Annotated in this window: 18 protein-coding genes and 1 pseudogene; 9 read left to right on the top strand and 10 right to left on the bottom strand. The window is 64.2% G+C overall.

What is annotated here, in order from left to right:
• Positions 1-380: 380 nt before the first annotated feature.
• Positions 381-1,456 (bottom strand): annotated as a pseudogene (locus tag GGD66_RS40565) (NtaA/DmoA family FMN-dependent monooxygenase); the annotation flags it as partial.
• A 307-nt stretch (positions 1,457-1,763) separates the two neighbouring features.
• Here GGD66_RS40565 and GGD66_RS40560 point away from each other — a divergent pair.
• The 6 genes from GGD66_RS40560 to GGD66_RS40535 all read left to right on the top strand — a co-directional run bounded on the left by GGD66_RS40560 (position 1,764) and on the right by GGD66_RS40535 (position 7,500).
• On the top strand, positions 1,764-3,149 hold the full coding sequence (locus tag GGD66_RS40560; protein ID WP_092255406.1) for a M20 family metallopeptidase: 1,386 nt from the start codon (positions 1,764-1,766) through the stop codon (positions 3,147-3,149).
• 101 nt (positions 3,150-3,250) lie between these two features.
• The gene (locus GGD66_RS40555; protein ID WP_092255403.1) at positions 3,251-4,162 is read left to right on the top strand and encodes an amino acid ABC transporter substrate-binding protein; all 912 of its coding nucleotides are present in this window, start codon (positions 3,251-3,253) and stop codon (positions 4,160-4,162) included.
• Positions 4,163-4,277: 115 nt separating this feature from the next.
• Entirely contained in the window at positions 4,278-5,009 is a 732-nt protein-coding gene (locus GGD66_RS40550; RefSeq protein WP_183233351.1) for an amino acid ABC transporter permease, read from the top strand.
• Positions 5,010-5,012: 3 nt separating this feature from the next.
• Entirely contained in the window at positions 5,013-5,705 is a 693-nt protein-coding gene (locus GGD66_RS40545) for an amino acid ABC transporter permease (protein ID WP_018321510.1), read from the top strand.
• A gap of 12 nt (positions 5,706-5,717) precedes the next feature.
• Complete coding sequence (locus tag GGD66_RS40540) at positions 5,718-6,449, top strand: amino acid ABC transporter ATP-binding protein (protein WP_018321511.1); 732 nt, start codon at positions 5,718-5,720, stop codon at positions 6,447-6,449.
• A 190-nt stretch (positions 6,450-6,639) separates the two neighbouring features.
• Positions 6,640-7,500 carry a D-amino-acid transaminase gene (locus GGD66_RS40535; RefSeq protein ID WP_179731731.1) on the top strand — a complete coding sequence of 287 codons (861 nt, stop codon included), beginning with the start codon at positions 6,640-6,642 and terminating at the stop codon, positions 7,498-7,500.
• Positions 7,501-7,671: 171 nt separating this feature from the next.
• Here the strand turns inward: GGD66_RS40535 and GGD66_RS40530 are convergent, their stop codons facing one another.
• The 3 genes from GGD66_RS40530 to GGD66_RS40520 all read right to left on the bottom strand — a co-directional run bounded on the left by GGD66_RS40530 (position 7,672) and on the right by GGD66_RS40520 (position 11,071).
• On the bottom strand, positions 7,672-8,133 hold the full coding sequence (locus tag GGD66_RS40530) for a carboxymuconolactone decarboxylase family protein (RefSeq protein WP_183238387.1): 462 nt from the start codon (positions 8,131-8,133) through the stop codon (positions 7,672-7,674).
• Between the two features lie 28 nt (positions 8,134-8,161).
• A complete protein-coding gene (locus tag GGD66_RS40525; RefSeq protein WP_183262167.1) occupies positions 8,162-9,772 on the bottom strand; it encodes an MDR family MFS transporter in 1,611 nt (536 codons plus the stop codon).
• Positions 9,773-9,889: 117 nt separating this feature from the next.
• On the bottom strand, positions 9,890-11,071 hold the full coding sequence (locus tag GGD66_RS40520; protein ID WP_183262165.1) for an HlyD family secretion protein: 1,182 nt from the start codon (positions 11,069-11,071) through the stop codon (positions 9,890-9,892).
• A gap of 295 nt (positions 11,072-11,366) precedes the next feature.
• Between GGD66_RS40520 and GGD66_RS40515 the strand changes: the two genes are divergently transcribed.
• Positions 11,367-12,278, top strand: a complete 912-nt coding sequence (locus GGD66_RS40515; RefSeq protein ID WP_183262162.1) for a LysR family transcriptional regulator — start codon at positions 11,367-11,369, stop codon at positions 12,276-12,278.
• 121 nt (positions 12,279-12,399) lie between these two features.
• On the opposite strand, the gene iaaH is transcribed toward GGD66_RS40515, so the two are convergent.
• Together iaaH and GGD66_RS40505 are read right to left on the bottom strand one after the other, a co-directional pair.
• Positions 12,400-13,818: an indoleacetamide hydrolase gene (gene iaaH, locus GGD66_RS40510; RefSeq protein WP_183262160.1), complete on the bottom strand. Its 1,419-nt coding sequence runs from the start codon at positions 13,816-13,818 to the stop codon at positions 12,400-12,402.
• Positions 13,819-13,892: 74 nt separating this feature from the next.
• Positions 13,893-17,342, bottom strand: coding sequence for an indolepyruvate ferredoxin oxidoreductase family protein (locus tag GGD66_RS40505; RefSeq protein WP_183262158.1), 3,450 nt, complete (start codon positions 17,340-17,342; stop codon positions 13,893-13,895).
• Between the two features lie 152 nt (positions 17,343-17,494).
• Between GGD66_RS40505 and GGD66_RS40500 the strand changes: the two genes are divergently transcribed.
• Positions 17,495-17,950 (top strand): Lrp/AsnC family transcriptional regulator, encoded by a 456-nt coding sequence (locus GGD66_RS40500; protein WP_092255380.1) that lies wholly within the window; start codon positions 17,495-17,497, stop codon positions 17,948-17,950.
• Positions 17,951-18,075: 125 nt separating this feature from the next.
• On the opposite strand, the gene GGD66_RS40495 is transcribed toward GGD66_RS40500, so the two are convergent.
• The 3 genes from GGD66_RS40495 to GGD66_RS40485 are packed head-to-tail and all read right to left on the bottom strand — an operon-like array spanning position 18,076 to position 21,318.
• On the bottom strand, positions 18,076-18,861 hold the full coding sequence (locus GGD66_RS40495) for a fumarylacetoacetate hydrolase family protein (protein ID WP_183262155.1): 786 nt from the start codon (positions 18,859-18,861) through the stop codon (positions 18,076-18,078).
• Between the two features lie 15 nt (positions 18,862-18,876).
• Entirely contained in the window at positions 18,877-20,244 is a 1,368-nt protein-coding gene (locus GGD66_RS40490) for an LLM class flavin-dependent oxidoreductase (RefSeq protein WP_183262152.1), read from the bottom strand.
• A gap of 21 nt (positions 20,245-20,265) precedes the next feature.
• Positions 20,266-21,318 (bottom strand): Ldh family oxidoreductase, encoded by a 1,053-nt coding sequence (locus GGD66_RS40485; protein WP_183262150.1) that lies wholly within the window; start codon positions 21,316-21,318, stop codon positions 20,266-20,268.
• Between the two features lie 297 nt (positions 21,319-21,615).
• Here GGD66_RS40485 and GGD66_RS40480 point away from each other — a divergent pair, with 297 nt between their 5' ends.
• Positions 21,616-25,731, top strand: coding sequence for a GAF domain-containing protein (locus tag GGD66_RS40480; protein ID WP_183262148.1), 4,116 nt, complete (start codon positions 21,616-21,618; stop codon positions 25,729-25,731).
• On the opposite strand, the gene GGD66_RS40475 is transcribed toward GGD66_RS40480, so the two are convergent.
• Positions 25,705-26,046, bottom strand: coding sequence for a hypothetical protein (locus tag GGD66_RS40475; protein ID WP_183262146.1), 342 nt, complete (start codon positions 26,044-26,046; stop codon positions 25,705-25,707). The two genes, GGD66_RS40480 and GGD66_RS40475, sit on opposite strands and share 27 nt — an antisense overlap.
• Between the last annotated feature and the right edge of the window lie 9 nt (positions 26,047-26,055).

Here is a 26,055-nt window from a genome sequence, read left to right as displayed (position 1 = left end):
GCACATATGGATGCAAGCGATCCGGTCAAACCTCACAAAGCTCTTGTGCCACGGGGGCCGTCCACATATGGGTCCCGGCGTTCGCCGGGACGACACCTAGGACGTGGCAACTACCCCTTCCTCCCCACCCTATATCCGGCCGCCGGATGCGGCGCATCGAGCCTTGCGCGGCCGGCGCCGAACAACTTCTCCCGCAGCGTGCCCTTGGCGTATTCCGACTTGTACCGTCCGCGCCGCGTCAGCTCCGGCACCAGCATGTCGGCGATATCCTCGAAATCGCCGGGCGAGATCGCAAACGCGACGTTGAGGCCGTCGACATCGGTCTTCTCGAACCAGTCCTCGATCTTGTCCGCGACCATCTCCGGCGTGCCGACCACGACAGGGCCGGCGCCGCCGATGCCGACATGCTCGATGACGTCGCGCACGGTCCAGACGCGGTCCGGATCGCCCCGGGTGACATTGTCGAGTGCGCTGCGACCGGCATCGTTCTGGACGTGACGGACCTGCTGGTCGAGCTCGTAGCCGGAGAAGTCGATGCCGGTCCAGCCCGACATCAGGGCCAGCGCGCCTTCCGGGTTGATATGCGACCGGTAGTCGGCATATTTCGCCGCAGCCTCTGCTTCCGTGTTGCCGAGGATGATCGTCATCATGTTGAACATCAGGATCTCAGCCGGATCGCGGCCGACCGCGGCGGCCTCCTGGCGGATCGCTGACACGCGCGGCCCGATGATCTTGGCCGACGGTCCCGACATGAACACGCATTCGGCATGCTTGGCCGCGAACTGCCGGCCGCGCGGCGAATGCCGGCCTGGTACAGCACCGGCGTGCGCTGGGGCGAGGGCTCGCTGAGATGGATGGTGTTGTTGATGCGGTAGTTCGCGCTCTCGTGATTGATGCGGTGAACCTTGCTGGGATCGGTGAAGATGCCGCGCTTGCGGTCGCGCAGCACGGCGTCGTCCTCCCAGCTCCCTTCCCAGAGCTTGTAGACCACCTCCATATATTCGTCCGCGATGTCGTAGCGGTCGTCATGCCCGGTCTGCTTGTCCTTGCCGGCGCCACGCGCGGCACTGTCGAGATAGCCGGTGACGACGTTCCAGCCGATCCGGCCCTCGGTGAGATGGTCCAGCGTCGACATCCGCCGCGCGAACGGATAGGGCGGCTCGAACGACAGATTGCTGGTGACGCCGAAGCCGAGGTCTTTCGTCACCGCGGCCATCGCCGAGAGCAGCAGCAGCGGCTCGTTCGACGGCGTCTGTGCTGCGTTGCGCAAGGCAGCGTCAGGACTGTTGCCGTAGACGTCGTAGACGCCGAGCACGTCGGCCAGGAACAGCCCGTCGAAACGGCCGCGCTCCAGTGTCCTGGCAAGATCGATCCAGTAGGGCAGGCGGTTATACTCGGCGGTGCGGTCGCGCGGATGAGTCCACAGGCCCGGCGACTGGTGCGCGACGCAATTCATCGCAAAGGCATTGAGCCTGATCTGCTTGGCCATGATCGTTCCCCGGCGCTCTATACTGAGCGCTCTTCGAATGGTAGATGTGCGCCCGAACTTGGCGAAGTTCTTGCATATAACCTGCGCTTGGCAAGGCCAAAATCAGCGGGCTGCCGCCCTTGGCAAGCCAGTCTCAAGAGAGCAAGAACGAATTCCCAAGAGAACTACAAGAGAAGTTCAAGAGAACTCCAAGAACTATCGACGTCCCCGCCACTTTCGAAGGGCCACCTGTCTCGGGTAGGGTCCTTTGTCTCAAAGTCTCGAAAAGCAAGTCATGACCAGAGCCGACGCCATCGCCCGCGCCCGTGAGGATTTCAAATCCGGTGCGTTCCTCGCTGAACTCGACCGCCGCGTCGCCTTCAAGACCGAAAGCCAGAATCCCTCGCGCGGCGCCGAGCTGCGCGCCTATCTGGAACAGGAGATGCAGCCGGCGTTTGCCGCGCTGGATTTTACCAGCCGCATCGTCGAGTCCCCGAGTGGCAAGTCGCCGTTCCTGTTCGCCGAGCATCACGAAAACGCCTCAGCGCCGACCGTGCTGATCTACGGCCATGGCGACGTCGTCGACGGCATGGAGGGCGAGTGGCGCGAGGGCCGCGATCCCTGGCGCACGACGGTTGCGGGCACGCGGCTCTATGGCCGCGGCACCGCCGACAACAAGGGCCAGCACAGCATCAACATGGCGGCACTCCGCGCGGTGCGCGACGCCCGTGGCGGCAAGCTCGGCTTTAACGCCAAGTTCATCGTCGAGATGGGCGAGGAGATCGGCTCGCCCGATCTGGGCAAGGTCTGCGACCTCAATCGCGACGCGCTCAAGGCCGACCTGTTCATGGCCTCCGACGGGCCGCGCCTGTCCGCCGACCGCCCGACGCTGTTCCTGGGATGCCGCGGCGGCATCCGCATTCATCTGGATGTGAACCTGCGCGATGGCGGCCACCATTCCGGCAATTGGGGCGGCGTGCTCGCCAACCCCGCGACCATTCTGGTGAATGCGATCTCGACGCTGGTCGACGGCCACGGCCGTCTCCAGCTCGACGCCCTGAAACCGCCGCGCCTCAGCAACCAGATCCGCAGCTATCTTGCCGACGTACAGGTGGTGCCGACCGAGGACGAGCCGGCGCTTGCCGAGAACTGGGGCGAGGAGGGGCTGTCGGCCGCCGAGCGGCTTTACGCCTGGAACACGCTGGAAGTGCTGGCGATGTCATCGGGCAATATCGAGAAGCCGGCCAACGCCATTCCGGGCCATGCCAATGCCGTGCTGCAACTGCGTTTCGTGGTCGGCACCGAGGTCGGCGGCCTGATCGAGGCGATCCGCGCGCATCTTGTCCAGAAGGGCTTTTCGATGGTCGAGGTGCGGGCGGCGCAGAGCTTTGCTGCATCGCGCACCGATTTCGACAGCCCCTGGATCAAATGGGCGGCGGATTCGGTGAAAGAGACCACCGGCAAGCCGCCGGCGGTCCTGCCGAACTTCGGCGGCTCGCTGCCCAACGACGTATTCTCCGAGATCCTGGGTCTGCCGACGATCTGGGTCCCGCACTCCTATCCCGGCTGCTCCCAGCATGCGCCCAATGAGCACATCCTGCTGCCATTGACGGAAGAAGCCTTGACGGTGATGGCCGGCCTGTTCTGGGATCTCGGGGAATTGCCCAAGCCGCTGACCTGAGCCCATTAACCTCTGCCGCAAGCCAGCCGAAAGTCACATTCTAATCCGGCCCAATCTGTGCTTGCATCCGGGCCGCATCATCCTGAAAGGGGACCAAAAAAGTGAAACATTTCCGTAGCATTGGGCTCGCGCTCGCCGCGACCTTCGCCGTCAGCCAGGCCGGGGCCCAGGAGCTGACAGGCACGCTGAAGAACATCAAGGACACCGGCGCCATCACGCTGGGCTTCCGCGACTCCTCGATCCCCTTCTCCTATCTCGACGACAATCAGAAGCCCGTCGGATTTGCGATGGACATCTGCTACAAGATCGTCGACGCGGTGAAGAAGGAGCTCAAGCTCGACAAGCTCGAGGTCAAGCTCAACCCGGTGACGTCGGCGACCCGTATCCCGCTGATGGCGAACGGCACCATCGACCTCGAATGCGGCTCGACCACCAACAATGCCGAGCGCCAGAAGCAGGTTGCCTTCACCAACACCCACTACCTGACCGCGAGCCGCTACGTCTTCAAGAAGTCGAGCGGCCTGAAGTCGATCGAAGACCTCAAGGGCAAGACCGTGGTCTCGACCGCGGGAACCACCAACATCAAGCAGCTGACCGAGGCCAACGTCGAGAAAAAGCTCGGCGCCAACATCATTCCGGCCAAGGACCACGCCGAAGCCTTCCTGATGGTCGAGACCGACCGCGCGGTCGCCTTCGTCATGGACGACATCCTGCTTGCGAGCCTCGTCGCCGGCTCGAAGTCGCCGGCTGACTACGTCATCTCCAAGGACGCATTCTCCAAGCCCGAGCCCTACGGCATCATGCTGCGCAAGGACGATGCCGCCTTCAAGAAGGTGGTCGATGCGGCGACCGCGGCGCTCTATACGTCCGGCGAGGCCCAGAAGATCTATGACAAGTGGTTCACCGCCAAGATCCCGCCGAAGGGCCTGAACCTCAACACGCCGATCTCGGCCGAGCTGAAGAACGAGTTCGCCAAGCCGACGGACTCGCCGAACCCGGACGACTATAAGTAAGATAACCTCGATCTTTCGATCGGGATCATGTCCGGCCACTCTTGACACAGGGGTGGCCGGACATTTGCATAGGCGGCCAGGATATCTCTGACTGGCGCGTTCGCGCGGGGGACACGTGAACTATAACTGGAACTGGGGAATCTTTTTCCAGCCGAACCCGATGGGGACGGGCACCTATCTCGACATGCTGCTGTCGGGCCTGGCGCTGACCCTGAAAACCGCGGCGCTGGCCTGGGTCATCGCGCTGATCACCGGCTCGATCGTCGGCGTCATGCGCACGCTGCCGTCGAAGGGGGCGAACTGGTTCGGCTTCGCCTATGTCGAATTCTTCCGCAACATGCCGCTGTTGGTGCAGCTGTTCCTGTGGTTCTTCGTGCTGCCGGAGCTGCTGCCGAAGGCCGCCGGCATTTGGCTCAAGCAATTGCCGAACGCGCCGTTCTGGACGGCGGCGATCGGCGTCGGCTTCTTCATGTCGGCGCGCGTGGCCGTGCAGCTGCAGGCCGGCATCGGCTCACTGCCGCGCGGGCAGAAGATGGCGGCGACCGCGCTGGGTCTGACCACCGCGCAGGGTTATCGCTATGTGCTGCTGCCGATGGCGTTCCGCATCATCCTGCCGCCGCTGACGTCGGAGTTCCTCAACACCATCAAGAACACGGCGGTCGCGATCACCATCGGCCTGCTCGAGCTGACCGGACAGGCGCGCTCGATGCAGGAATTCTCGTTCCAGGTGTTCGAGGCCTTCACCGCCGCGACCATCCTCTATCTCCTCGTCAACGCCGTCGTGGTGACCGCGATGCGCTTCCTCGAACGCTGGGTCGCGATCCCCGGCTACATCACGGGGAAATAAGCGATGTTCGGCAATCTCGATTTCGACGTCATCCGCCGCGCTCTGCCCTATCTGTTCTACGAGGGCATGACGTTCACACTGACGCTGACGGGCCTTGCAGCCCTCGGTGGCCTCGTCTTCGGCACGGCGCTCGCCCTGATGCGCCTGTCGGGCCTCAAGCTGCTCGGCCGGATCGCCGGGGTCTATGTCGACTTCATGCGCTCGCTGCCGCTGGTGCTGGTGATCTTCTGGTTCTACTTCCTGGTGCCCTATATCGGGCAGTGGCTGACCGGCGCCTCGCGTCCCATCAGCGTCGGCGCGTTCGCATCCTCGCTCATCACCTTCATCATGTTCGAGGCGGCGTACTTCTCCGAGATCATGCGCGCCGGCATCCAGTCGATCTCGCGCGGCCAGCCGGCCGCGGCCAGCGCGCTGGGGCTGACCTACGCCCAGACCATGCGCTACGTCGTGTTGCCGCAAGCCTTCCGCAACATGCTGCCGGTCCTGATCACGCAGACCATCGTGCTGTTCCAGGACACCTCGCTGGTCTACGTCCTCTCGATCACGGACTTCCTGGGAGCGGCGAGCAAGGTCGCGCAGCGCGACGGGCGCCTCGTCGAAATGTACCTGTTCGCAGCGGTCGTCTACTTCACCATTTCCTGTATCGCGTCCTTCGGCGTCCGTCGCCTCCAGGCGCGCATCGCCATCATTCGATAGAGCGTGTCGGTCATGATCGAAATCAGCCACGTCAACAAATGGTACACTCCGAGCTTCCAGGTGCTGACCGATTGCACCACCAGCGTCACCAAGGGTGAGGTCGTGGTGGTCTGCGGTCCGTCGGGCTCGGGCAAGTCGACGCTGATCAAGTGCGTCAATGCGCTGGAGCCGTTCCAGAGCGGCGACATCAGCGTCGACGGCACCAAGGTCAACGACCCCAAGACCAATCTGCCCAAGCTGCGCTCGCGCGTCGGCATGGTGTTCCAGCACTTCGAGCTGTTCCCGCACCTCAAGATCATCGACAATCTCTGCCTCGCGCAGCAGAAGGTGCTGGGCAGGTCGTCTGACAAGGCGGTGACGAAGGGCATGATGCTGCTGGATCGCGTCGGCCTGAAGGAGCAGGCGCAGAAGTTTCCCGCGCAGCTTTCCGGCGGCCAGCAGCAGCGCGTGGCGATCGCGCGCGCGCTTGCCATGGACCCGATCGTCATGCTGTTCGACGAGCCGACCTCGGCACTCGATCCCGAAATGGTCAGCGAAGTGCTCGACGTCATGGTCGATCTCGCCCATGAGGGCATGACCATGATGGTCGTCACCCACGAGATGGGGTTTGCGCGCAAGGTCGCCAACCGCGTCATCTTCATGGACCGCGGCGAGATCGTCGAGGACGCGGCGAAGGACGATTTCTTCGGCCAGCCGCGCAGCGACCGCGCGCAGAAGTTCTTGTCGAAGATTCTGTCGCATTAGCTCCCCTGTCATTCCGGGACGCGCCTCTTGGCGCGGGCCCGGAATCCATCGGGCGGCAGTACGCGAGGTAAGATGGATTCCGGGCTCATTCACTTTGCGAATGCCCCGGAATGACGGATCGAGGGTTTATCGGGCTCGCCAAATCTCCTATACCGGTGGCCAAATCCCCCTTCCCCCCAGGAGACCTGCCTTGGACCCGATCGCCTACGTCAACGGCTCATTTGTCCCGCTCTCGGACGCCAAGATCTCGGTCCTCGATCGCGGCTTCCTTTTTGCCGACGGCATCTATGAGGTCTCGGCCGTGCTCGACGGCAAGCTGGTCGACAACGCCTCGCATCTGGCGCGGCTGGAGCGCTCGGTCGGCGAGATCAGCTTGAAGCTGCCGGAGACGGTCGAGCGCATCACCGAGCTGCAGAAGGAGCTGATCGCGCGCAACAAGGTCGCCAACGGCCTGGTCTATCTCCAGGTGACGCGCGGCGCCGACAAGGGCCGCGACTTTCCGTTTCCCAAGGGCGACGTCAAGTCGAGCCTGGTGATGTTCACTTCCGAAAAGGACATCATCAACGCCGCTTCGGCGAAGACCGGCATCAACGTCATCACCGTGCCAGACATCCGCTGGGAGCGGCGCGACATCAAGAGCGTGGCCCTGCTGGCGCAGGTCTTGGCAAAGCAGGCCGCGGCCGAAGCCGGAGCCGGCGAAGCCTGGATGCTGGAAGATGGCTACGTCACCGAGGGCGGTTCGTCCTCGGCGTTCATCCTCACCAAGGACGACGTCATCGTCACCCGCAAGAACTCCAATGCGATCCTGCCGGGCTGTACCCGCAAGGCCGTGGTGGCGCTCGCCGAGGAACGTCAGCTTCGCGTCGAGGAGCGCTCGTTCACGGTGGCCGAGGCGCTCGCCGCGAAGGAGGCTTTTGCGACGTCGGCCTCGCTGTTCGTCCAGCCGGTGGTCGCGATCGACGGCAAGACCATCGGCGACGGCAAGCCCGGCCCGATGGCGACGCGCCTGCGCGAGATCTACGTGGAGTTCGCCAAGGCGACGGCGGTCTGAGCCGCGCACTCAGCTGCCGTAGGGTGGGCAAAGGCGCCCTTGCGCCGTGCCCACGTCCTCTCTCGCTTTAGCTGCAGAACGTGGGCACGCTTCCGCCTTCGCTCTACGAGCTACGGCGGACAAGTCGCTTTGCCCACCCTACGAGACCTGCGTTGAGGCGCGCGCCGCCCTTCACGCCACCGACGCCTTCACCTTCACCGGATGAACCGCACGGAACGCGATCGCGATCCTGTTCCAGGCGTTGATGGCGCCGATCAGCATGGTCAGGTTCACGGTCTCTTCCTCGGAGAACTGCGCACGGACCTGCTCGTAGACATCATCAGGCGCATGCGTCTGCGAGATCAGCGTGACCGATTCCGTCCAGGCCAGCGCGGCGCGCTCGCGATCGGTGTAAAGCGGGGATTCGCGCCAGGCATCGAGCAAATAAATGCGCTGCTCGGTCTCGCCGCGCTTGCGGGCGTCCTCGGTGTGCATGTTGATGCAAAAGGCGCAGCCGTTGATCTGTGACGCCCGGATCTTGACGAGCTCGATCAGCGATTTCTCGAGCCCCGTGGACTGGATCTGCGTCTCCAGCGCCATCAGCGCTTTGATCGTGTCCGGCGCGGCCTGATAGTAGTTCATGCGGGGTTTCATGGTCGTTCTCCTTGCTTGCTGGGTTGAGTCAGTGGGCGCCACCGGCTGAGGTCTGGCCGGGCTTCTTCAGGAACAGGACCGCGGCGAGCGCGACGATCAGTGCCATGCCGAGCAGATAAAACGTGTCGCTGAAGGCGAGAATGTACGCCTGCTTCTGCACGATATGGCCAATCGCGACATAGGCGCGATGCGCTGCATCCGCACGGTCGAGGATGCCGTGATTGACGAAAGATTGCGTGAGCTGTTCCAGCCGTGTGCGGGTGGCCTGCTCGAACACCGAGACCGACTGCATCAGCACATTGGAGTGATACTGCTCGCGCTTGGTCAGCACGGTCTGGAGCAGTGCGATGCCGACGGCGCCGCCGAGATTGCGCATCATGTTGAACAGGCCCGAGGCCGAGCCCGCGTTCTCCGGCTCGATGCCGGCGGTAGCGACCGCCGAGAGCGGCGCCATCACCAGCGCCTGGCCGATGGCGCGGACGACGTTGGGCCACAGCAGCTGGTCGGCGGCGTAATCGTTGGTCATATAGATGTTCATGAAGTTGGAAGCCGCGAACAGCACGAAGCCGACGCCGATGATGATCCGCGCATCGAACTTTTGCATCAAGCGCGGCACCAGCGGAATCAGCAGAAGTTGCGGCAATCCGGTCCAGGCCAGCACCATGCCGATCTGCTCGGAATTGTAGCCCTGGATGCGCGACAGATACTGCGGCAGGATGAAGACCGAGCCGTACAGCGCGATGCCGAGCAGGAAGTTTGCGAGCATGCCGAAGCCGAAATTGCGGCGGACGAGCAGGCGCAGGTTGAGCAGCGGCTTCTTCACCGTGAGCTCGATGATCAGGAAGGCGGTCAGCGCGACTGTCGCGATCACTGACAGCTTGACGATGAAGGGCGAGCCGAACCAGTCGTCCTTGTTGCCTTCCTCCAGCACGGTCTGCAGCGCCGATAGCCCGATCGCCATGGTGATGATGCCGGCCCAGTCGCCGTCGCGCAGCAGCGCCAGCTTCATCGGCTTGGGCTCGAGCGCGTACCAGAGCATGCCGACCATCACCGCGCCGGGGACGAGGTTGACGTAGAAGATGTACTCCCAGCCGAAATTCTCGGTGAGATAGCCGCCGATGGTCGGGCCGATCGCCGGCGCGAATGTCGCCGACAGCGCGAACAGCGCAAGGCCGACCGGCTGTTTTGCGCGCGGCAGCAGCGTGATGATCAGCGTGAACGCCATCGGAATCAGCACGCCGCCGGTAAATCCCTGCACGGCGCGCAGCACGATCATCTGCGGCAGATCCTGCGCAAGTGCACAGGCCGCCGAGAGAACCAGGAACAGGATCGCATTGGTCAGAAGATAAATCCGGATCGAGAACACCTGCGCCAGCCAGCCGGAGAGCGGGATCACCACGATCTCGGCGACCAGATAGGAGGTCGAGATCCAGCCGCCGTCGTCGATGCCGGCGCCGATCGCACCCTGGATGTCGGCGAGCGAGGCGTTGACGATCTGGATGTTCAGCACCGCCATGAAGGCGCCGAGCGTCGCGCCGATCACGGCGACCCAGGTTTTTGCGGATACGGCCGGCGTGCTCGGAGCTGCGGGGGCGGCGAGATTGGTGGCGGCGTCGAGGGTCGGTTGCAGCGTGCTCATGGAAGCCTCGTCTCTGGTACGGAGACAGGATGCGTCAGGCGAATGGTTTTGATAATCGATGAAGCTGTGGAAGGATCGTTCGGCAGGATTTGATAATCCCGCCGAGGCCTTCCGGCTTCAGCCGCCGTTCGGGCGGGATGTGTTGCCGGCGAGGCGCTTCGCCGTCTCGCGCTCGGCCAGCACCGCCTGCTTGGTGTCGACCGTCGGCACCGCCGACATGCCGGGGCGCAGCAGGCCGGTGAGGCTGTGGTCGTCGAGCACGATCTTCACCGGCACCCGCTGCACGATCTTGGTGAAATTGCCGGTGGCGTTGTCGGGCGGCAGCAGCGCGAATTCGAGCCCGCTCGCGGGCGACAGGCTGTCGACATGGCCGTGCAGGGTTCGATTGCGAAAACTGTCGACGTGCAACTCGACCGGCTGACCCGGCCGCACATGCGTGAGCTGGGTCTCCTTGAAGTTGGCGACCACGTAGACCGCATCGAGCGGCACCACCGCCATCAATTGCGTGCCGGCTTGCACGTACTGGCCGACGCGCAGCGAGCGAGCGCCGACGGTGCCCTCGACCGGCGCGGTGATCTCGGTATAGGACAGGTTCAACGCCGCCTGCTGTGCGACAGCGCGGGCCCGTTCGAGCTGGGCCGCCGCCTGGGCGCGCTGGGTGGTGAGCACGTCGATCTTGCGCTGAGCGGCAAGAAGGCCAAATTTCGCGTGCTGCAATTGCGCGCTGCTCGCGCGTAGCGCCGCGTCGGTCTGCTGCGCGCGCTGGATCGTGCCGGAGCCGGTCTTCATGAGGTCGTCGTAACGGGCGCGCTCTTCCTGCGCGAATTTCAGGTTGGCGTCGGCTGCAGTGACGTCAGCCGTGCTCTGCTCGATGATCGGCTGTTGCAGCTCGAGCTGGGCATCGATGTTGCGCACCGAGGCTTCGCCGGCGGCGACGTCGGCTTTGGCCTGGTCGAGCGCCGCCTTGAAGTCGCGATCGTCGATCTTGGCCAGCGCCTGCCCCGCCTTCACCTTTTCGTTGTCACTGACCAGCACCTTGGCGATGTAGCCGGAGATTTTTGGTGCGATGATCGTGGAGTCAGCCTTCACATAGGCATCGTCGGTTGTCTCGAGGTAGCGGCCGTTGGTCCAGTAATCGTGCCCGTAATAAACAGCGGTTGTCGTGCCCGCGAGGAACGCGAGCGCCAGCGCCGCGCGCCGCACCCCGTTCCGGGCCGGGGCAGTCGGCGGGGTCTTGGGGTTATCGGGGGTGATTTCAGTTGCCTGCTGAAAAGTCTCGGCGCGGGGCATCTCGGACATGGAAGTCTCCTATCGGCGTGCTGAGACTATTGGTCTTTCTGGGCCGGGTGATAATCGGCGAAATGCTGGAAGGATTATCCACCAGGGTTGGATAATCCGGAGGTCGCCTTGGTTATGATGTCTAGCGAACCGGAGTCGCGACTGCCCCAGAGCGATTGCCGCGCCCGTCGAGCGATTGCTGTTAACCGCACCCGGGCTGCTGCACACGAGGCTTCACACGGAGAAAGCTGATGTTTTGATAGATAATCGGGGTGAATTTCTTGCGATTATCCATCAAAAGCGGATAATCGGCGCCATGGATCGATTGACCAGCCTCGAAGTCTTCAGCCGGGTGGTAGAGACCGGCGGCTTCTCTGCAGCCGCCCGCAAGCTCAACATGTCGACCACCATGGTGAGCAATCACGTTCAGGCGCTGGAAGACCGGCTCGGGGTGAGGCTGCTTCAGCGGACCACGCGCAAGGTCAACCTCACCGAGATCGGCAAGGCCTATTACGACCGGTGCGTCCAGATCCTCGCCGACATCGAACAGGCCGACGATATCGCAGGTGAATTGCAGTCGGTGCCCCGCGGCACGCTGCGCATCCACGTCGCCACGCATATGGTGCAGTTCGTCGCGCCTGTGGTGGCAAAGCTTCTGTCGACCTATTCGGAGCTCAAGGTCGATCTGCGAATGGGCGAGGCTGACGTCGATCTCATCGAGGAAGGCTACGATGTCGCCTTGCGCATGACCTCGCCGCCGGATTCAAGCCTGATCGTCCGCAGCCTCGCCACCTGGCGTCACGTGCTGTGCTGCTCGCACGATTATCTCGAGAAGCACGGCCGGGTGCAGAAGCTCGACGAGCTCGCCGCGCATAATTGTGGCCGGCACCTGAACTATCCGTTCGGCGACGAATGGCGCTTCCTCGATCGCAAAGGCGCACCGGCCTCCGTACGCATCTCGGGCAGCTTCGTCACCAATAGCGGAGAAGCGCTGCGCAAGGTCGCACTGGAGGGGGCCGCAATCTGTCTGATGGCGGGATTTCTCATTCAGGACGACCTCGAAGCCGGCCGCCTCGTGCGCCTCTTGCCGGAATATCGGACGATCGAGCTGTCGATGAACGCGGTCTATCCGCATCGTCATCATCTGTCGGCAAAGGTCAGGACCTTCATCGACCTGCTCGCGTACCACAGCGCCGAGCAGCAAAAGCTGATCAATCCGTATTCGTGAGCCGCGCCGGCAGCGGCCGTGTCGTATGGTGGGCAAAGGCGCCTTTGCGCCGTGCCCACGATCTGTCAATTGGTAGACAGAAGACGTGGGCACGCTTCGCTTTGCCCACCCTACGAGAGCGTCAATGCGGCGGCGGCAGCCGTCCGAACAGCTTTTCAACCGACAAGCCGATCGCGAGCAGGCGGCGATCGCTTCCGGCAGGGCCATCGAGTTCAAGTCCGATCGGCAATCTGCTGGTGGCGCCGAGCGCGATCGGGATCTGGATCCCGGGAATGCCGGCATTGCTGCCGGGATCGGTGTTCTGGATGAACAGTCCGAAGTTTTCGAGGCTGCTGGAGTCGGGATTGGAGGCGATTGCGACGCGCGGCGTGGTCGGGAAAGCGATGGCGTCGAGCCGATGATCGGCGAAGGTCCTGGCATAGAGCGCCTGTAGCGCCGGTCGTGCGGTCTTGATCGCCGCGTCGTAGATCGGCCTGGCATCGAGCAGTGTATTGTCCGGACCCGGCAATTTGCGCGGGATGACGAGGCCATCATAGGTGCCCTTCACGTCGGGGCTCGCAATCTCCTTCGCCAGCGCTTCGATGGTGAGGCCTGTGCCGGTGCGGGCGAGATAGCCGACCATGTCGTCATAGGCTTCATAGAGCGCGACCGGGAAGCCGACCTGGCCGTTGAGTTCGGCGAGCTGCGGCATCTCGACCTCGACGATCGTGACGCCGTGGGCCTTCATCCGCACGATAGCGGCCTGGAAGGCGGTTTCGGTATCGGCATCGAGATTGGTCAACATCGTCTTCACGACGCCGATCCGCACCTGCTTCAGGTCGGCCGGTAGGGCCGCCTCGCCATTCGTGATGACGCGATCGAGCAGCGCGACGTCGGCCATGGTCGCGGCCATCGGGCCTGCAGTGTCGCGCGTGTGCGAGATCGGGGCGATGCCTTCCTGTGGATAGCGGCCGACGGTCGGGCGCAGCGAGGCACATCCGTTCAGCGCGGCGGGCACGCGCACCGACCCACCGGTGTCGGTGCCGAGTCCGCCTGCGACGATCCGCGCGCCGATTGCAGCGCCGGTCCCGGACGAGGAGCCGCCGGCGATCAGGGTGCGGTCATAGGCGTTGCGCACGCCGAACTCGGCGCCGGTCTTGAACGCGGTGTTGTAGCCGGAGATGCCGAAGGCCAGCTCGTGCATGCTGGTCTTGCCGATGATGATCGCGCCCGCCGCGCGCAGCTTTGCCACGACCGGCGCATCGGCCTTCGGAACGTAATCTCTGAGTGCGGGTGTGCCAGCGCTACAGCGCAGTCCCGCGACCTCGATGTTGTCCTTGATCACAAGGGGCACACCGCCGAGCGGCCTGTCCTTGTCGCCCGTCGCGTCGAATGCCGCGGCGGCCTTCAAGGCGCCGGCCTCGTCCAGCGTGACGAAGGCATTGAGATCGGCATTGGCCTTGGCGCGGGCGAGAGCCTCCGTTGTGAGCGCGGTACTCTTGACTGTACCGGCGCGGAGGGCGGCCGCGGCCTGGGTCAGGGTCAACTGGTCGAAATCCATGATGCGTCACCCGATTGGCGGGCAGCCATCAGGGCGCCCCCGGGCATAGAGGCTGAAGCCTCGCCGGCTCCGCGTCAACCGGTGGCGCGCAGCTTTGCCGGCGGCGACGGGTGGAGTTCATTGAACAGCCGCTCGACCTCGATCTTCGCCTTCGCGATCGCGGCGTCCTTGACCGGGCCGTAGCCGCGGATGTCCATCGGCGCTGCTGCGATTGCGACGAGACCTGGCAGATGTGCGGCATCGAGCCCGCCGAGGAACCGCTCGATCAAACCTTCATACCAGGCAATCAGCTCGCGCTCGGTGCGCCTTTCCCTGATATAGCCGAAGGGATCGAACCGCGTGCCGCGCAGCCCCTTCAAGCGCGCGAGCACGGCGAGTGGCATCTGGATCCATTGGCCGAAGGCGCGCTTGCGCGGACGCCCCCGTGCGTCGCGCCGCGACGGCAGGAAGGGCGGGGCGAGGTGATACTGGACGCTGAAGCCGTCCTCGAATTCGCGCTTCAGCTCGTCGAGGAATCCGCCCTGCATATGCAGGCGCGCCACCTCGTACTCGTCCTTGTAGGCCATCAGCTTGAACAGGGCGCGTGCGACGGCCTCGGTCAGGGCCTCGCTGTTCAGGACAGCTTCGGCGCGGCGGACCCTTGCGACGGTCGCCCGGTAGCGCGCCGCATAGGCGTCGTCCTGATAGGCGGTGAGGAAATCGGCCCGACGGTCGATCATCTGGTCGAGCCTCTCGGCCTTGGGCGCATCGTCCACCCTCGGCAAAAAGTCCGGATCGGCTGCGGCGACCCGGCCCCAGGCAAAGGCCTGCTTGTTGCGCTCGACGGCGACGCCGTTGAGCTCGATTGCACGCAGCAGCGCTTGCAGTGAGATCGGCACCAAACCGCGCTGCCAGGCAAAGCCCAGCATGATGATGTTGGCATAGACGGCATCGCCGAGCAGTCGTTCGGCCAGCGCATTGGCGTTGATGGTGCCGAGATTGCCCTCGCCGATGACTTGGCCGATGGCACGCAGGCGCGCGGGGGAGGCGAGATCGGCATCGCGGAAACGGACGACGTCGCCGGTCGGCATCTCCGCGGTGTTGATCGCGGCGCGCGTGCCGCGGCGGTAGGTGCCGGAGGCCTTCGGCGAGGAGCTGACGACGAGATCGCAGCCGATCAGCGCATCGGCTGCGCCCTGGTCGATACGGACCTGATGCAGCGCCGCGGGGCTCGAGGCGAGGCGGATATAGCTCAGCACGGGCCCGAATTTCTGCGCGAAGCCGGTGAAGTCGAGCACTGAGACGCCGCGGCCTTCGAGGTGCGCCGCCATGCCGATCAGCGCGCCGACAGTAATCACGCCGGTACCGCCGACGCCGGTCACCAGCAGGTCGTAAGAACGGTCGAGTGCCGCCGTCGCGGGCAACGGAAGTGTGGCGGTCCGACCAACCGCGTCGAGCTGGCTCGCGCTCTTCTTGCGACGCGTCGCGCCTTCGACGGTCACAAAACTCGGGCAGAAGCCGTTGAGGCAGGAAAAATCCTTGTTGCAGGTCGACAGGTTGATCTGGCGCTTGCGGCCGAACGGCGTCTCCTTCGGCTCGACGCTGAGGCAGTTGGATTCCACCGAGCAGTCGCCGCAACCCTCGCAGACGAGATCGTTGATATAGGCGAAGCGCTTCGGGTCGGTCATCTGCCCGCGCTTGCGCCGGCGTCGCTTCTCCGTGGCGCAGGTCTGCTGATAGATCAGGACCGAGACGCCGGGGACATCGCGCAGCTCGCGCTGCACGGCATCCATCTCCTCGCGCGGATGAAGGGTGACGCCGGCCGGCAGGTCGGCAGGCGAGAACTGTGCCGGATCATCCGACACCAGCGCGATGCGCGTCACACCTTCGGCGCGGACGCTGTGGGCGATGGCATGCACGCTGATGGGACCGTCGACCGGCTGGCCACCGGTCATCGCGACGGCGTCGTTGAACAGGATCTTGTAGGTGATGTTGGCCTTGGCGGCGATCGCCTGCCGGATCGCCATCGAGCCGGAGTGGTAATAGGTGCCTTCGCCGAGGTTCTGAAAGATGTGCTTGTGGCCGGTGAAGCGTGACGAAGCCACCCAGTTGACGCCTTCACCGCCCATCTGGATCAGTGACGAGGTCTCGCGGTCCATCCAGCTTGCCATGAAGTGACAACCGATGCCGGCCAGCGCCTTGGAGCCTTCAGGTACCTTTGTTGACGTGTTGTGCGGGCAACCCGAGCAGAAATACGGGGTGCGCGTCGCGCCCGAGACGTTGATGGTGCGTGCGGCCTCCGGCATCAGAGCGGCCGCGCGTGCGGCGAGATTGAGGCCTGGAAACATCGGATCAAGCCGGCGCGCCAACACGCCCGCCAGCGCGCGGGGCGACAATTCGCCGATCCAGGAGATCAGCCTTGCCCCGGTTTCGTCGTGCTTGCCGACCATGCGCTCCGGCTTGCTGCCAGGATAGTCGTAAAAATATTCCTTGAACTGGCTCTCGATAATGCCGCGCTTCTCCTCGACCACGAGGATCTCGCGCTTACCCTTCACAAAATCCATGGCGTCATGCAGCGCCAGCGGCCAGACCATGCCGACCTTGTAGACGTCGATGCCGATGCTGCGGCAGGCGCCTTCGTCAAGGCCCATCAGCCGCAGCGCCTCCATCAGGTCCAGATGTGCCTTGCCCGTGGTGACGATGCCGTAGGTCGCGTCCGCAATGTCGTAGATGTGACGGTCGATCGGATTGGCCTTTGCGAAGGCGTAGACCGCGTGCTTCTTCGCCTCCAGCCGCTCCTCGATCTGCGGGCCCGGCAAATCAGGCCAGCGATAATGCAGGCCGCCTGGCGGCGGCGTGAACTCCGGCGTGCGGAAGTGGCGCGGCGGCTGCAGCGCGACGGAGGCGCCCGACTCGACGATCTCCGAGATCGCCTTGAAGCCGACCCACATGCCGGAGAAGCGACTCAGTGCATAGCCATATTCGCCGAACGCGAGATACTCGCCGACGCTCGCGGGATGCAGCGTCGGCATGAACCAGCTCATGAAGGCGACGTCAGACTGGTGCGGCATCGAGGAGGAGACACAGCCATGGTCGTCGCCGGCGACCACCAGCACACCGCCATGCGGCGAGGAGCCGTAGGCATTGCCATGCTTCAGCGCATCGCCGGAGCGGTCGACGCCGGGTCCCTTGCCGTACCAGAGCCCGAACACGCCATCGACCTCGCGATCTCCCTGCGTCTCGACCTGCTGCGAGCCGAGTACCGCGGTCGCGGCGAGGTCCTCGTTCACGGCTGGCAGGAATTCGACACGGTCCCGCTTTAGCCGCTCCTGGATGCGCCAGAGCTCGAGGTCGATGCCGCCGAGCGGCGAGCCGCGATAGCCTGAGATGAAGCCGGCGGTGTTGAGCCCCGCGGCCCGATCGCGCCTGACTTGGTCGAGCGCGATGCGGACGATGGCCTGTGTGCCCGTAAGGAAGACGCGGCCGTGTTCGCGATCGTAGCGATCGGAGAGTTCGTAGGGGTCGAGTGACGGAAAGGCGTCCATGCGGACCTCCCGCGGCATCCTTGCCGGATGAGCGGAGGGTAGGCCCTGATGGTTGGTAGGTCTTACCTATCTTTCCTAGCTGCAAGCTGATTCTGGTAAATTATCCCGGATTCCGCTATCATGCGGTAGAATACACCAGATTGAGCCGATCGATGATCGAAGACCAGGACACCCGGATTCTCGCGCACCTCCAGAAGGACGGCCGCGCCACCAACCAGCAAGTGGCGGACGAGGTCGGCATGTCCACCTCTGCCTGTTGGCGCCGAGTGCGCGCGCTGGAGGAGGCCGGCATCATCCAGGGCTACGCGGCGCTGGTCGCGCGCGAGCAGGCGGGCTTTGCGATGTCAGCCATTCTCCACGTCTCACTGGAGCGGCATGACGCAAAGTTCGTCGACGAATTCGTCGCGCGGGTAACCAAGCGCCGCGAGGTGCTGGAGTGCTTTGCGACCACGGGCGACGCCGATTATCATTTGCGCGTCGTCGTGCAGGACATGGCAGCCTACAACCGATTTCTCGACGAGTTCATGTTCCGCATTCCCGGCATCCGCTATGTCCGCAGCAACGTGGTGCTCAAGGAGATCAAGTCGAGTGTGGCGTTGCCGTTTTGATTCCCGAGAGGTGCCGTAGGGTGGGCAAAGCGAAGCGTGCCCACGATCTTTCATGACGGAAAAAGATGGTGGGCACGGCGCAAGAGCGCCTTTGCCCACCCTACGGCACCGGTGCTGCGGGGCCGCTAGTGCCCCTCCCGCATAAACCTGTTCCGCAACGTCCCGACACCGGTGATGTCGATCTCCACGACGTCACCGTGCTTGATGTCGGGCGAGGCGCCGTCCGTGCCCATCCAGATCACGTCGCCGGGCCATAAGGTAAAATACTTGGTCAGCTCGACCAGGAACGGCATCACGCCGAAGATCATGTCGTTGGTCGCGAAGCGATTGGTCTCGTTGCCGTTGACCCGGACGATCGTTTCCATCTGTTCGAGATCGGCTTCGGTCTCGATCCACGGCCCCATCGGCTTGAACGTGTCGGCGTTCTTCGAGCGCCACAGGCTACGATCGGCCTTCTGCCAGCTGCGCTCGCTGACGTCGTTGCCGATGGTGTAGCCGAACACGCAATCCATCGCGTTGTCCTCCGTGAGATGCTTTACCTTCTTGCCGATGACGACGACGAGCTCGCCCTCGTAGTGGATTTTCTCCGTCGCAAAGGACGGGATCACGACCTCCTCGTCATGTGCGATCAGCGCGTTCTGGGCGCGATAGCCGATCTCGGGACGGTCAGGCACGGCCGGCACGGTGCCGGCCTTGTCGGCGGCTTCCTTCAGGTGCTTGAGGTAGTTCAAGCCGACGCAATAGAAGGTGCGGGGGATCAGTGGCAACTCGATCTTCACGTCCGACAGCGAATGCGTGCGCGAGCTGCGTTGCCATTCGTCGAAGGGATCGCCTTCGACTGCGATTACCTTGTCGTCCTCGATGATTCCCCACGAGGTCTTGCCTGCATCAGTAAATTTCAGCCAGCGCATGCCAAGTCCTCGTTGCTATTCCGCGGCATCGCGCGGCAGCACCTTCCAGGCGCCGGCCGCGGGCCGCTTCAGTCCGAGATTTTCGCGCAGCGTCTTGCCGCGATAGTCTTTTTGAAACAGTCCGCGGCGTTGCAGCTCCGGGACGACATGCTGGACGAAATCGGCGTAGGAGCCGGGCACATAGGTCGCCGCGATGACAAAGCCGTCGCAGCCGCGCTCGACAAACATCTCCTCGAGCTTGTCCGCGATCTCCTTGGGGCCGCCGACCATTGCGTCCTGCACTTGCCCGCGGCCGGAGAAAGTGACGAAGTCGCGCGCGCTCGGATTGCTCTTGCCCGAATTCTTCAGCACGCCGTCGCGGATGCCCAGAATACCCTGCATGCTCTTCAGCTCGTCAGTGGTCAGCGGCTCGTCGAGATCCTTGGAGGCGAAGTCGTAGTTGAGCGCTTCGGCAAGCAGCGACAGCGCGTCGATCTGGAGCGGCAGCTTGTTGATCAGCGCCATCCTGTCCTCGGCTTCCGCCTTGGTCGCGCCACAGACCGGCGTCGTCAAATTGCAAAGGAACATCTCATCAGGATCGCGGCCGGCCTTGGCGGCCTCGTTGCGCACGGACGCATAGCCGTCCTTGGCGCCCTGAAGATTGCGCGCGGCGGTGAAGATCACCTCGCCCCACCGCCCGGCAAAGCGCTGGCCTCGGCCCGATGCCCCGGCCTGGATGATCACGGGATGGCCTTGCTGCGAACGCGGCACGGTGAACGGCCCGCGTGACTTGAACGCCGCGCCCTTGTGGTCGAGCCGCTTCACCTTGGTCGGATCAGCAAAGCGGCCGGTCTTCTTGTCCATGATGAGCGCGCCGTCTTCCCAGGTGTCCCAATGGCCGAGCACGACCTGCATGAACTCGTCGGCCTTGTCGTAGCGGGAATCATGTTCTGGATGGGAGTCGCGCCCCATGTTGAGCGCCTCGCCGTCGTTGAGCGAGGTGACGACGTTCCAGCCGGCGCGTCCGCCGGACATGAGATCGAGCGTCGCGAAGCGGCGCGCGACGTCGAACGGTTCGTAATAAGTGGTCGAGCACGTCGCGCCCAGCCCGAGCTTCTCGGTGACCATGCCCATCGTGGTCAGCACGATCAGCGGATCCATCTTCACGCAGCGGATGCCGTATTCGACGGTATGGGCGTGGTCGTTGCCGTAGCGGTCCGGCATTGCCAGGCGGTCGTCGAAGAAGGCCATGTGGAACTTGCCGGCTTCGAGAATTCTGCCGATCTCCTGATAATAGTCCGCTGACATCGAATCGTCGCGCGAATCCGGATGCCGCCAGGAGCTCGGCAGGTTGGTGCAGTTCTGCGCCTGGAGAAAGCCGACCAGGACCATCTGTCGATTCATGCTGCTGTTCTCCTGATGCCGTCAGGCCAGATCGAGGACGGTGTCGAGCCGGTATTCCCGCGCCAGCGCGCGCAGCCTTTCCCAGGTGGCATCCTCGATCTCGATGCCGTCGCGCAGGCGCTGCTGCTCGCGCAGTCCCTCGATCTCGCCGGGATAGTAGACGCCCTTGCTGCCCTCTGACGGCGGCGTCGATTTCAGATAGCGCGCGAACTCGGCGACCTCGCGCTTGAACTCCTGCAGCGGGCGGAATGGGGCGACATTGAACACCGCCATGAAGCATCCGTCATTGTGTCGCCCCGTAGGCTCGACGCCGAAGCCGAGGCCGGTGAGCAGGCCGCACAGCACCTCGACCATCGCAGCGAGGCCGCTGCCTTTGTAGCCCTCGGTGCCGCCGAGCGGCAGCAGCGCGCCGCCCTTGCGGTATTGGGTCGGATCGGTGGTGTGCCGTCCCTCGGCATCGATGATCCAGCCCGTCGGAATCTCCTCGCCGCGCGCGACCGCGAGCTGGATCTTGCCGGCCGCGACAGCCGAAGTCGCCATATCCAGATAGAACGGCGCATCGAGATCGGACGGCACCGCGATCGAGATCGGGTTGGTGCCGAGCCGCGCTTCCTTGCCGCCGAACGGCGCCACGTGCTTCGGCGAGCGGCCGGAATCCGCCGTGGCAATCCCGATCATGCCTGCGCGCATCGCCATCAAGGGGTAGGCGGCGAGGCGGCCGACATGGCTTTGCCGGAACACGGTGCAGGCAGCGACATTCGCCGTCCTGGCTTTCTCGATCGTCAGCGCCATCGCCTTGGCGTTGACGTGGAAACCAAAGCCCCAATGGCCGTCGATCACGGTCGTGGTCGGCGATTCCTGGACCACGGTCCATTTGGCGCCGGGAACGATGTGGCCGGCCTTGATCCGGTCGATATAGGTGGGAACGGCGATCACGCCGTGGGAATCATGGCCGGCGAGATTGGCATTGACGCAGCCGACGGCGACGGCGTCGGCTTCTTCCTCGGAGGCTCCGGCGGCGCGGAGCAGGGCGGCGCTGACGCGCGTGAGGCGATCGGCCGTGACGATCGGCATGGCGTTCCCCGGGGTCTTTGCCTTGGCGGGCACTGATTGTTGGGGGCCATCGTCTCAAAGCGCGGCAGCGATATCAATCTCCCGTAAACCAATACAGGGCTGCAAATTCGTAAAGAGATCGCGCCTCTCGCTGAGGATTCGTCCCGCGCGGCGGTATTTTCGGTAGTTTACCCGGGGTCGTTCGCAGCTCGTTCACTTTGATCGATTGTTTGCAGCGCGCAATAACCACCACTTAGGCGATGGCCCCTCATAAAGTCACCCGGGAGAAATAGGCAGAAATGCCCGGGAGCTGAGATCGTGCCGACGACACTCGCGCGCACATTTGCGGCGTTGAGCGCCATCAACGAAGCGATCCTCTATGCGAAATCGCCGGACGAGCTGTACCAGAAGGTCTGCAACGCCGGGTTTTCGAGCGGGGATTTCTTGGCTGTCGCCGTGTTTCTGGTCGGAGCGGACGACCGGCGGCTCCATTTTGCGGCCGGCTGTGGCGATGACATTGCGCGGCTGCGCTCGATCGAGATCACGACGGATGCCGGCACACCCGAAGGCTCGGGCGTCGGCGGCGAGGCATTTCGCGATCAGAAACTGTGCGTCAGCAATGACTATCTGAACGACCCGCGTTCGCTGGCGTGGCGTGAGGGTGCAGCTTCCGCCGGCATCGGCGCGGCTGCGGCGCTGCCGCTGCTCTGCAACGGCAAGAGCGTCGGCGTGCTCTACGTGACCCGCCGCGAAGCCGGCTCGCTGAACGAGCAGATGGTGTCGCTGTTCGAGCGAATGTCGGCCAACATTTCCTACGCTCTGGACAATTTCGCGCGCGAAACAGCGCGGCAGACCAGCGAACGGGCGACGCGGCGGCTCAACCGCATGTTCGGCGCCATCAGCGCCACCAACGAAGCCATCCTGCGCGCCAAGACCGAGCAGGAGCTCTACCAGCTCGTTTGTGACGCCTCCGTTCATGGAGGCAAATCGCTGGCGACCGTCGTGTTGCTCCGCGAACCGGATTCGCATTGGATGAGTCCGGTCGCGTCCACCGGCCAGAACCTCGCACTGATTACCCAGGCGCGCTATTCGATTGATCCGGAGAATCCCTACGGCAAGGGACTATCCGGTGAGGTGTTCCGGACGCAGAAGGCCATCGTCGAGGACGATCTCGCCAGCCGCACCAGAGGCACGCCGTGGGAGCAGGCCAACGTCAACACTGGCGTTGCCGCCTGCGTGGTCGCGCCGCTGATCAGGCACGGTGAAAGTGTCGGCGTGCTCCTGTTCTTCATCAGCCGCTCCTGGGCCAAGGACGAGGAGATCGTCGCGCTCCTGCTGCGTATAGCGGAGAACGTCTCGTTCGCGATCGATAATTTCGGCCGCGAATCCGAGAAGGCCAAAATCGCCGCCGAAGAGGAACGGCTGGCACGCATGTATGCGGCGCTCAGCGCCACCAACGAGGCGATCCTGCGGGCGCGGTCGCGCGCCGATCTGTTCGACCTCGTCTGCGAGGCGACGGCGAAGGGCGCCAAGTTCACTTCGGCCAACATCGCCCTAGTCGACCCTCACGCCGGGCTGCTGCGCGTCGTCGCCTGTTACGGACCGAACGCCGACCACGTTCGCAACTTCAAGTTATCCATCTCCGAGCAGGTGCCGGAAGGGCGCGGACTGACCGGCACCGCGTTCCGCACGCGCCAGCCCGCCGTCAGCAACGACGTTCTCGCCGACGAGCGCATCGCGCCCTGGCACGCCAGCGCCCGCCGCAACGGGATCGCGTCCTCCGCCGCGTTGCCGCTCTTCAACGGCGACCAGGTCGAAGGCGTGTTCCTGTTCAACTCCCCGGAGTGCGGCACGTTCACACCCGAATTCGTCGAATTGCTGCGCAAGCTCCAGGCCAACGTCGCCTTCGCGCTGGAAGGCTTCGATCGCGCCGAGGAGAAGGCGCAGGTAGACAAGCAGCGCAATCGCCTGAGCGGAATGTTCGAAGCGCTCAGCGCAACCAATGAAGCGATCATGCGCGCCAAGACGCGCGAGGACCTGTTCGAGGCCGCGTGCCAGGCAGCTATTCTCGGCGACGTGTTCGCGTCGGCAACGATCGGCATCATCGACGAGGAAAACGAGCTCGTCCGCGTCGTCGCGGTAAAGGGGCGCCTGCAGCGGCAGATGGTTGGACGGACCTGCAACATTTCCGCCGACCATCCCGAAGCCAAGGGGATCATCGGCACCTCGCTCCGGACCCGCCGGCCCAGCGTCATGAACGACTATCTGAACGAGCCGCGGTCGGCATATTGGCGGGCGAAGGCGATCGAGGACGGAACGCGGGCCGCCGCCAGCTTCCCGCTTCTAAAGGCGGGTCAGGAGCCGATCGGCATCCTGCTTTTCCTCGCGCCCGAGGAGGACACATTCACGCCCGATATGGTCGAACTGCTCGGGCGCCTTGCCGAAAACGTCTCCTTCGCGCTCGACAATTTCGATCGTGCCGAGGAAAAGGCCCGCACCGAGGCGCAGAAAGAGCGCCTGACGCGCATGTTCGCGGCTCTGAGCGCGACCAACGAGGCGATCATGCGGGCGAAGTCGCGCGCCGAGCTGTTCGATCTCGTCTGTCTCGCGGCCTCGAACGGTGCCAAGTTCACGTCGACGACGATCGCGCTGGCCAGGGCCGACAGCGACCGGCTGGAGATCGTGGCGAGCGCCGGGCCATCTTCCAACACCACGCGGAACGTTCGCCTCTCCATCGACCCCGAGCGGCCCGAAGGACGCGGGATGAGCGGCACGGCGTTCCGCACGCGCCAGCCCTGCATCAGCAACGATTATCTCAATGACGATCGCGTCAGCGCATTCCACGCCGTCGTCCGCGGCGACGGCGCGCGATCTGGCGCGGCATTTCCGCTCATCGTGCACGATCAGGCCGTCGGCGTCATGATCTACATGTCGACCGAGCCGGCTACTTTCACGGCCGAATTCGTCGAGCTGTTGCAACGTCTCGCCGACAACGTGTCCTTCGCGATGGAGAATTTCGATCGCGCCGACGAGAAGAAGGAGGCGGACGAGCGGATCGAGTACCTCGCCTCGCATGACAGCTTGACGGACCTTCCGAACCGCGAGACCTTCAACGGGCTTTTGCGCGAGGCGATCGAAACTGCAGAGCGCCACGACCACTGTTTCGCGGTGCTGTTCATCGATCTCGACCGCTTCAAGGTCATCAACGATTCGCTCGGCCATGAGGCCGGCGACCTGCTCCTGCTCGAAGTCGCCAACCGCTTGCGCGGCGCGCTGCGGGAAAGCGATGTGGTGGCGCGCCTCGGCGGCGACGAGTTCGTGGTGATCCTCGACCAGTGCGGCGAGATCGACGACGTCCAGTGCATCGCGACCGGGCTGCTCGCGGCACTCGCCGAGCCCATGGAGCTCGCCGGACACGAGTGCCACACCACGGCCTCGATCGGTATCGCGATGTATCCGGCCAACGGCTCCGATGCGCAGACACTGACCAAGAACGCCGACATGGCGATGTACCTGGCCAAGGAGGACGGCAAGAACGGCTACCGCTTCTTCTCCAAGGAGGTGAAGACGCAGTCGATCGAGCGGCTGTCGCTGGAGAGCGCGCTGCGCCGTGCGCTGGAGCGCGAGCAGTTCTCTTTGAACTACCAGCCCAAGGTGGACATGGAGACCGGCCAGATCACCGGCGTCGAAGCCCTGCTGCGCTGGACGCATCCCGATCTCGGCAACATCTCGCCGGCTCAGTTCATTCCGCTAGCCGAGGAAACCGGCCTGATCGTGCCGATCGGCCGCTGGGTGCTCAACGAGGCCTGCGCGCAGGCCATGGCCTGGCAGCGCCGCGGCCTGTTGCCGTTGTCGATGGCGGTCAATTTGTCGCCGCGGCAGTTCGCCGACGAGCATCTGTTGCAGGACGTCGACGAGGCGCTGGCGGCCAGCGGCATGTCGCCGGTGCTGCTCCAGCTCGAAGTCACCGAGAGCATGATGATGCGCAACGTCGGCCGCGCGCTCAAGGTGCTCGATGCCATCCAGAGCCGCGGCATCCGCCTCGCCATCGACGATTTCGGCACCGGCTATTCGTCGATGTCGCTGATGAAGCACTTCCCGATCGACACCATCAAGATCGACCGCTCCTTCGTGCGCGACCTGCCGCAGGATTCCGAGGACCAGGCGATCGCGCAGGCCATCATCAGCATGGGCAAAGCGCTCGGCATGACCGTCGTCGCCGAAGGCGTCGAGAACGTCGAGCAGGAGGCATTCCTGCGCACCCATGGCTGCGACGAGATGCAGGGCTTCCTGATCTCGAAGCCGCTGCCGGCCAAGCAGATGGCCGAGCTGCTGCGGCCGATGGTCCTGCCTGTCGCCCCGCCGCTCCAGCCGGAGCCGGACGTTGCCGCTACTGAAGCTGCGGCGTCACGGCTGAAACGCGCTGTCGTCTGACGGCTGCGGGTGCAGCTCGCGGACGTCGTGCTCCCCGACCTCGGCCTTGCTCGGAAAATCCTGAGGCCCCGTCAGCGATGTCTGCTCGACGAACAGCGCGAGAATCGCGTGCGCGCCCTCGGCGAAGCTCGCACCCTCGTTCAAACCGAGTTCGGCGCACCATGGGCAACTCATCTGCTCCTGGTCGTCGAACACCGCCATGGCAGGTCCCCACCACCAGGCGGGCGCGGGCGAGCGCTCGTCCGCAGGCACAATGTGCCAGCGGGCAAACTCCTCTATCACGCGCTCGAACTCCAGGCGGGCGGCCTGATGCATTCGTTCCAT

This window comes from Bradyrhizobium sp. CIR48, assembly GCF_014198315.1.
In the GTDB taxonomy this organism is placed as follows: domain Bacteria; phylum Pseudomonadota; class Alphaproteobacteria; order Rhizobiales; family Xanthobacteraceae; genus Bradyrhizobium.
Note: the sequence above shows the minus strand (reverse complement) of the source record. Positions and strands in the feature narration are given on the sequence as shown.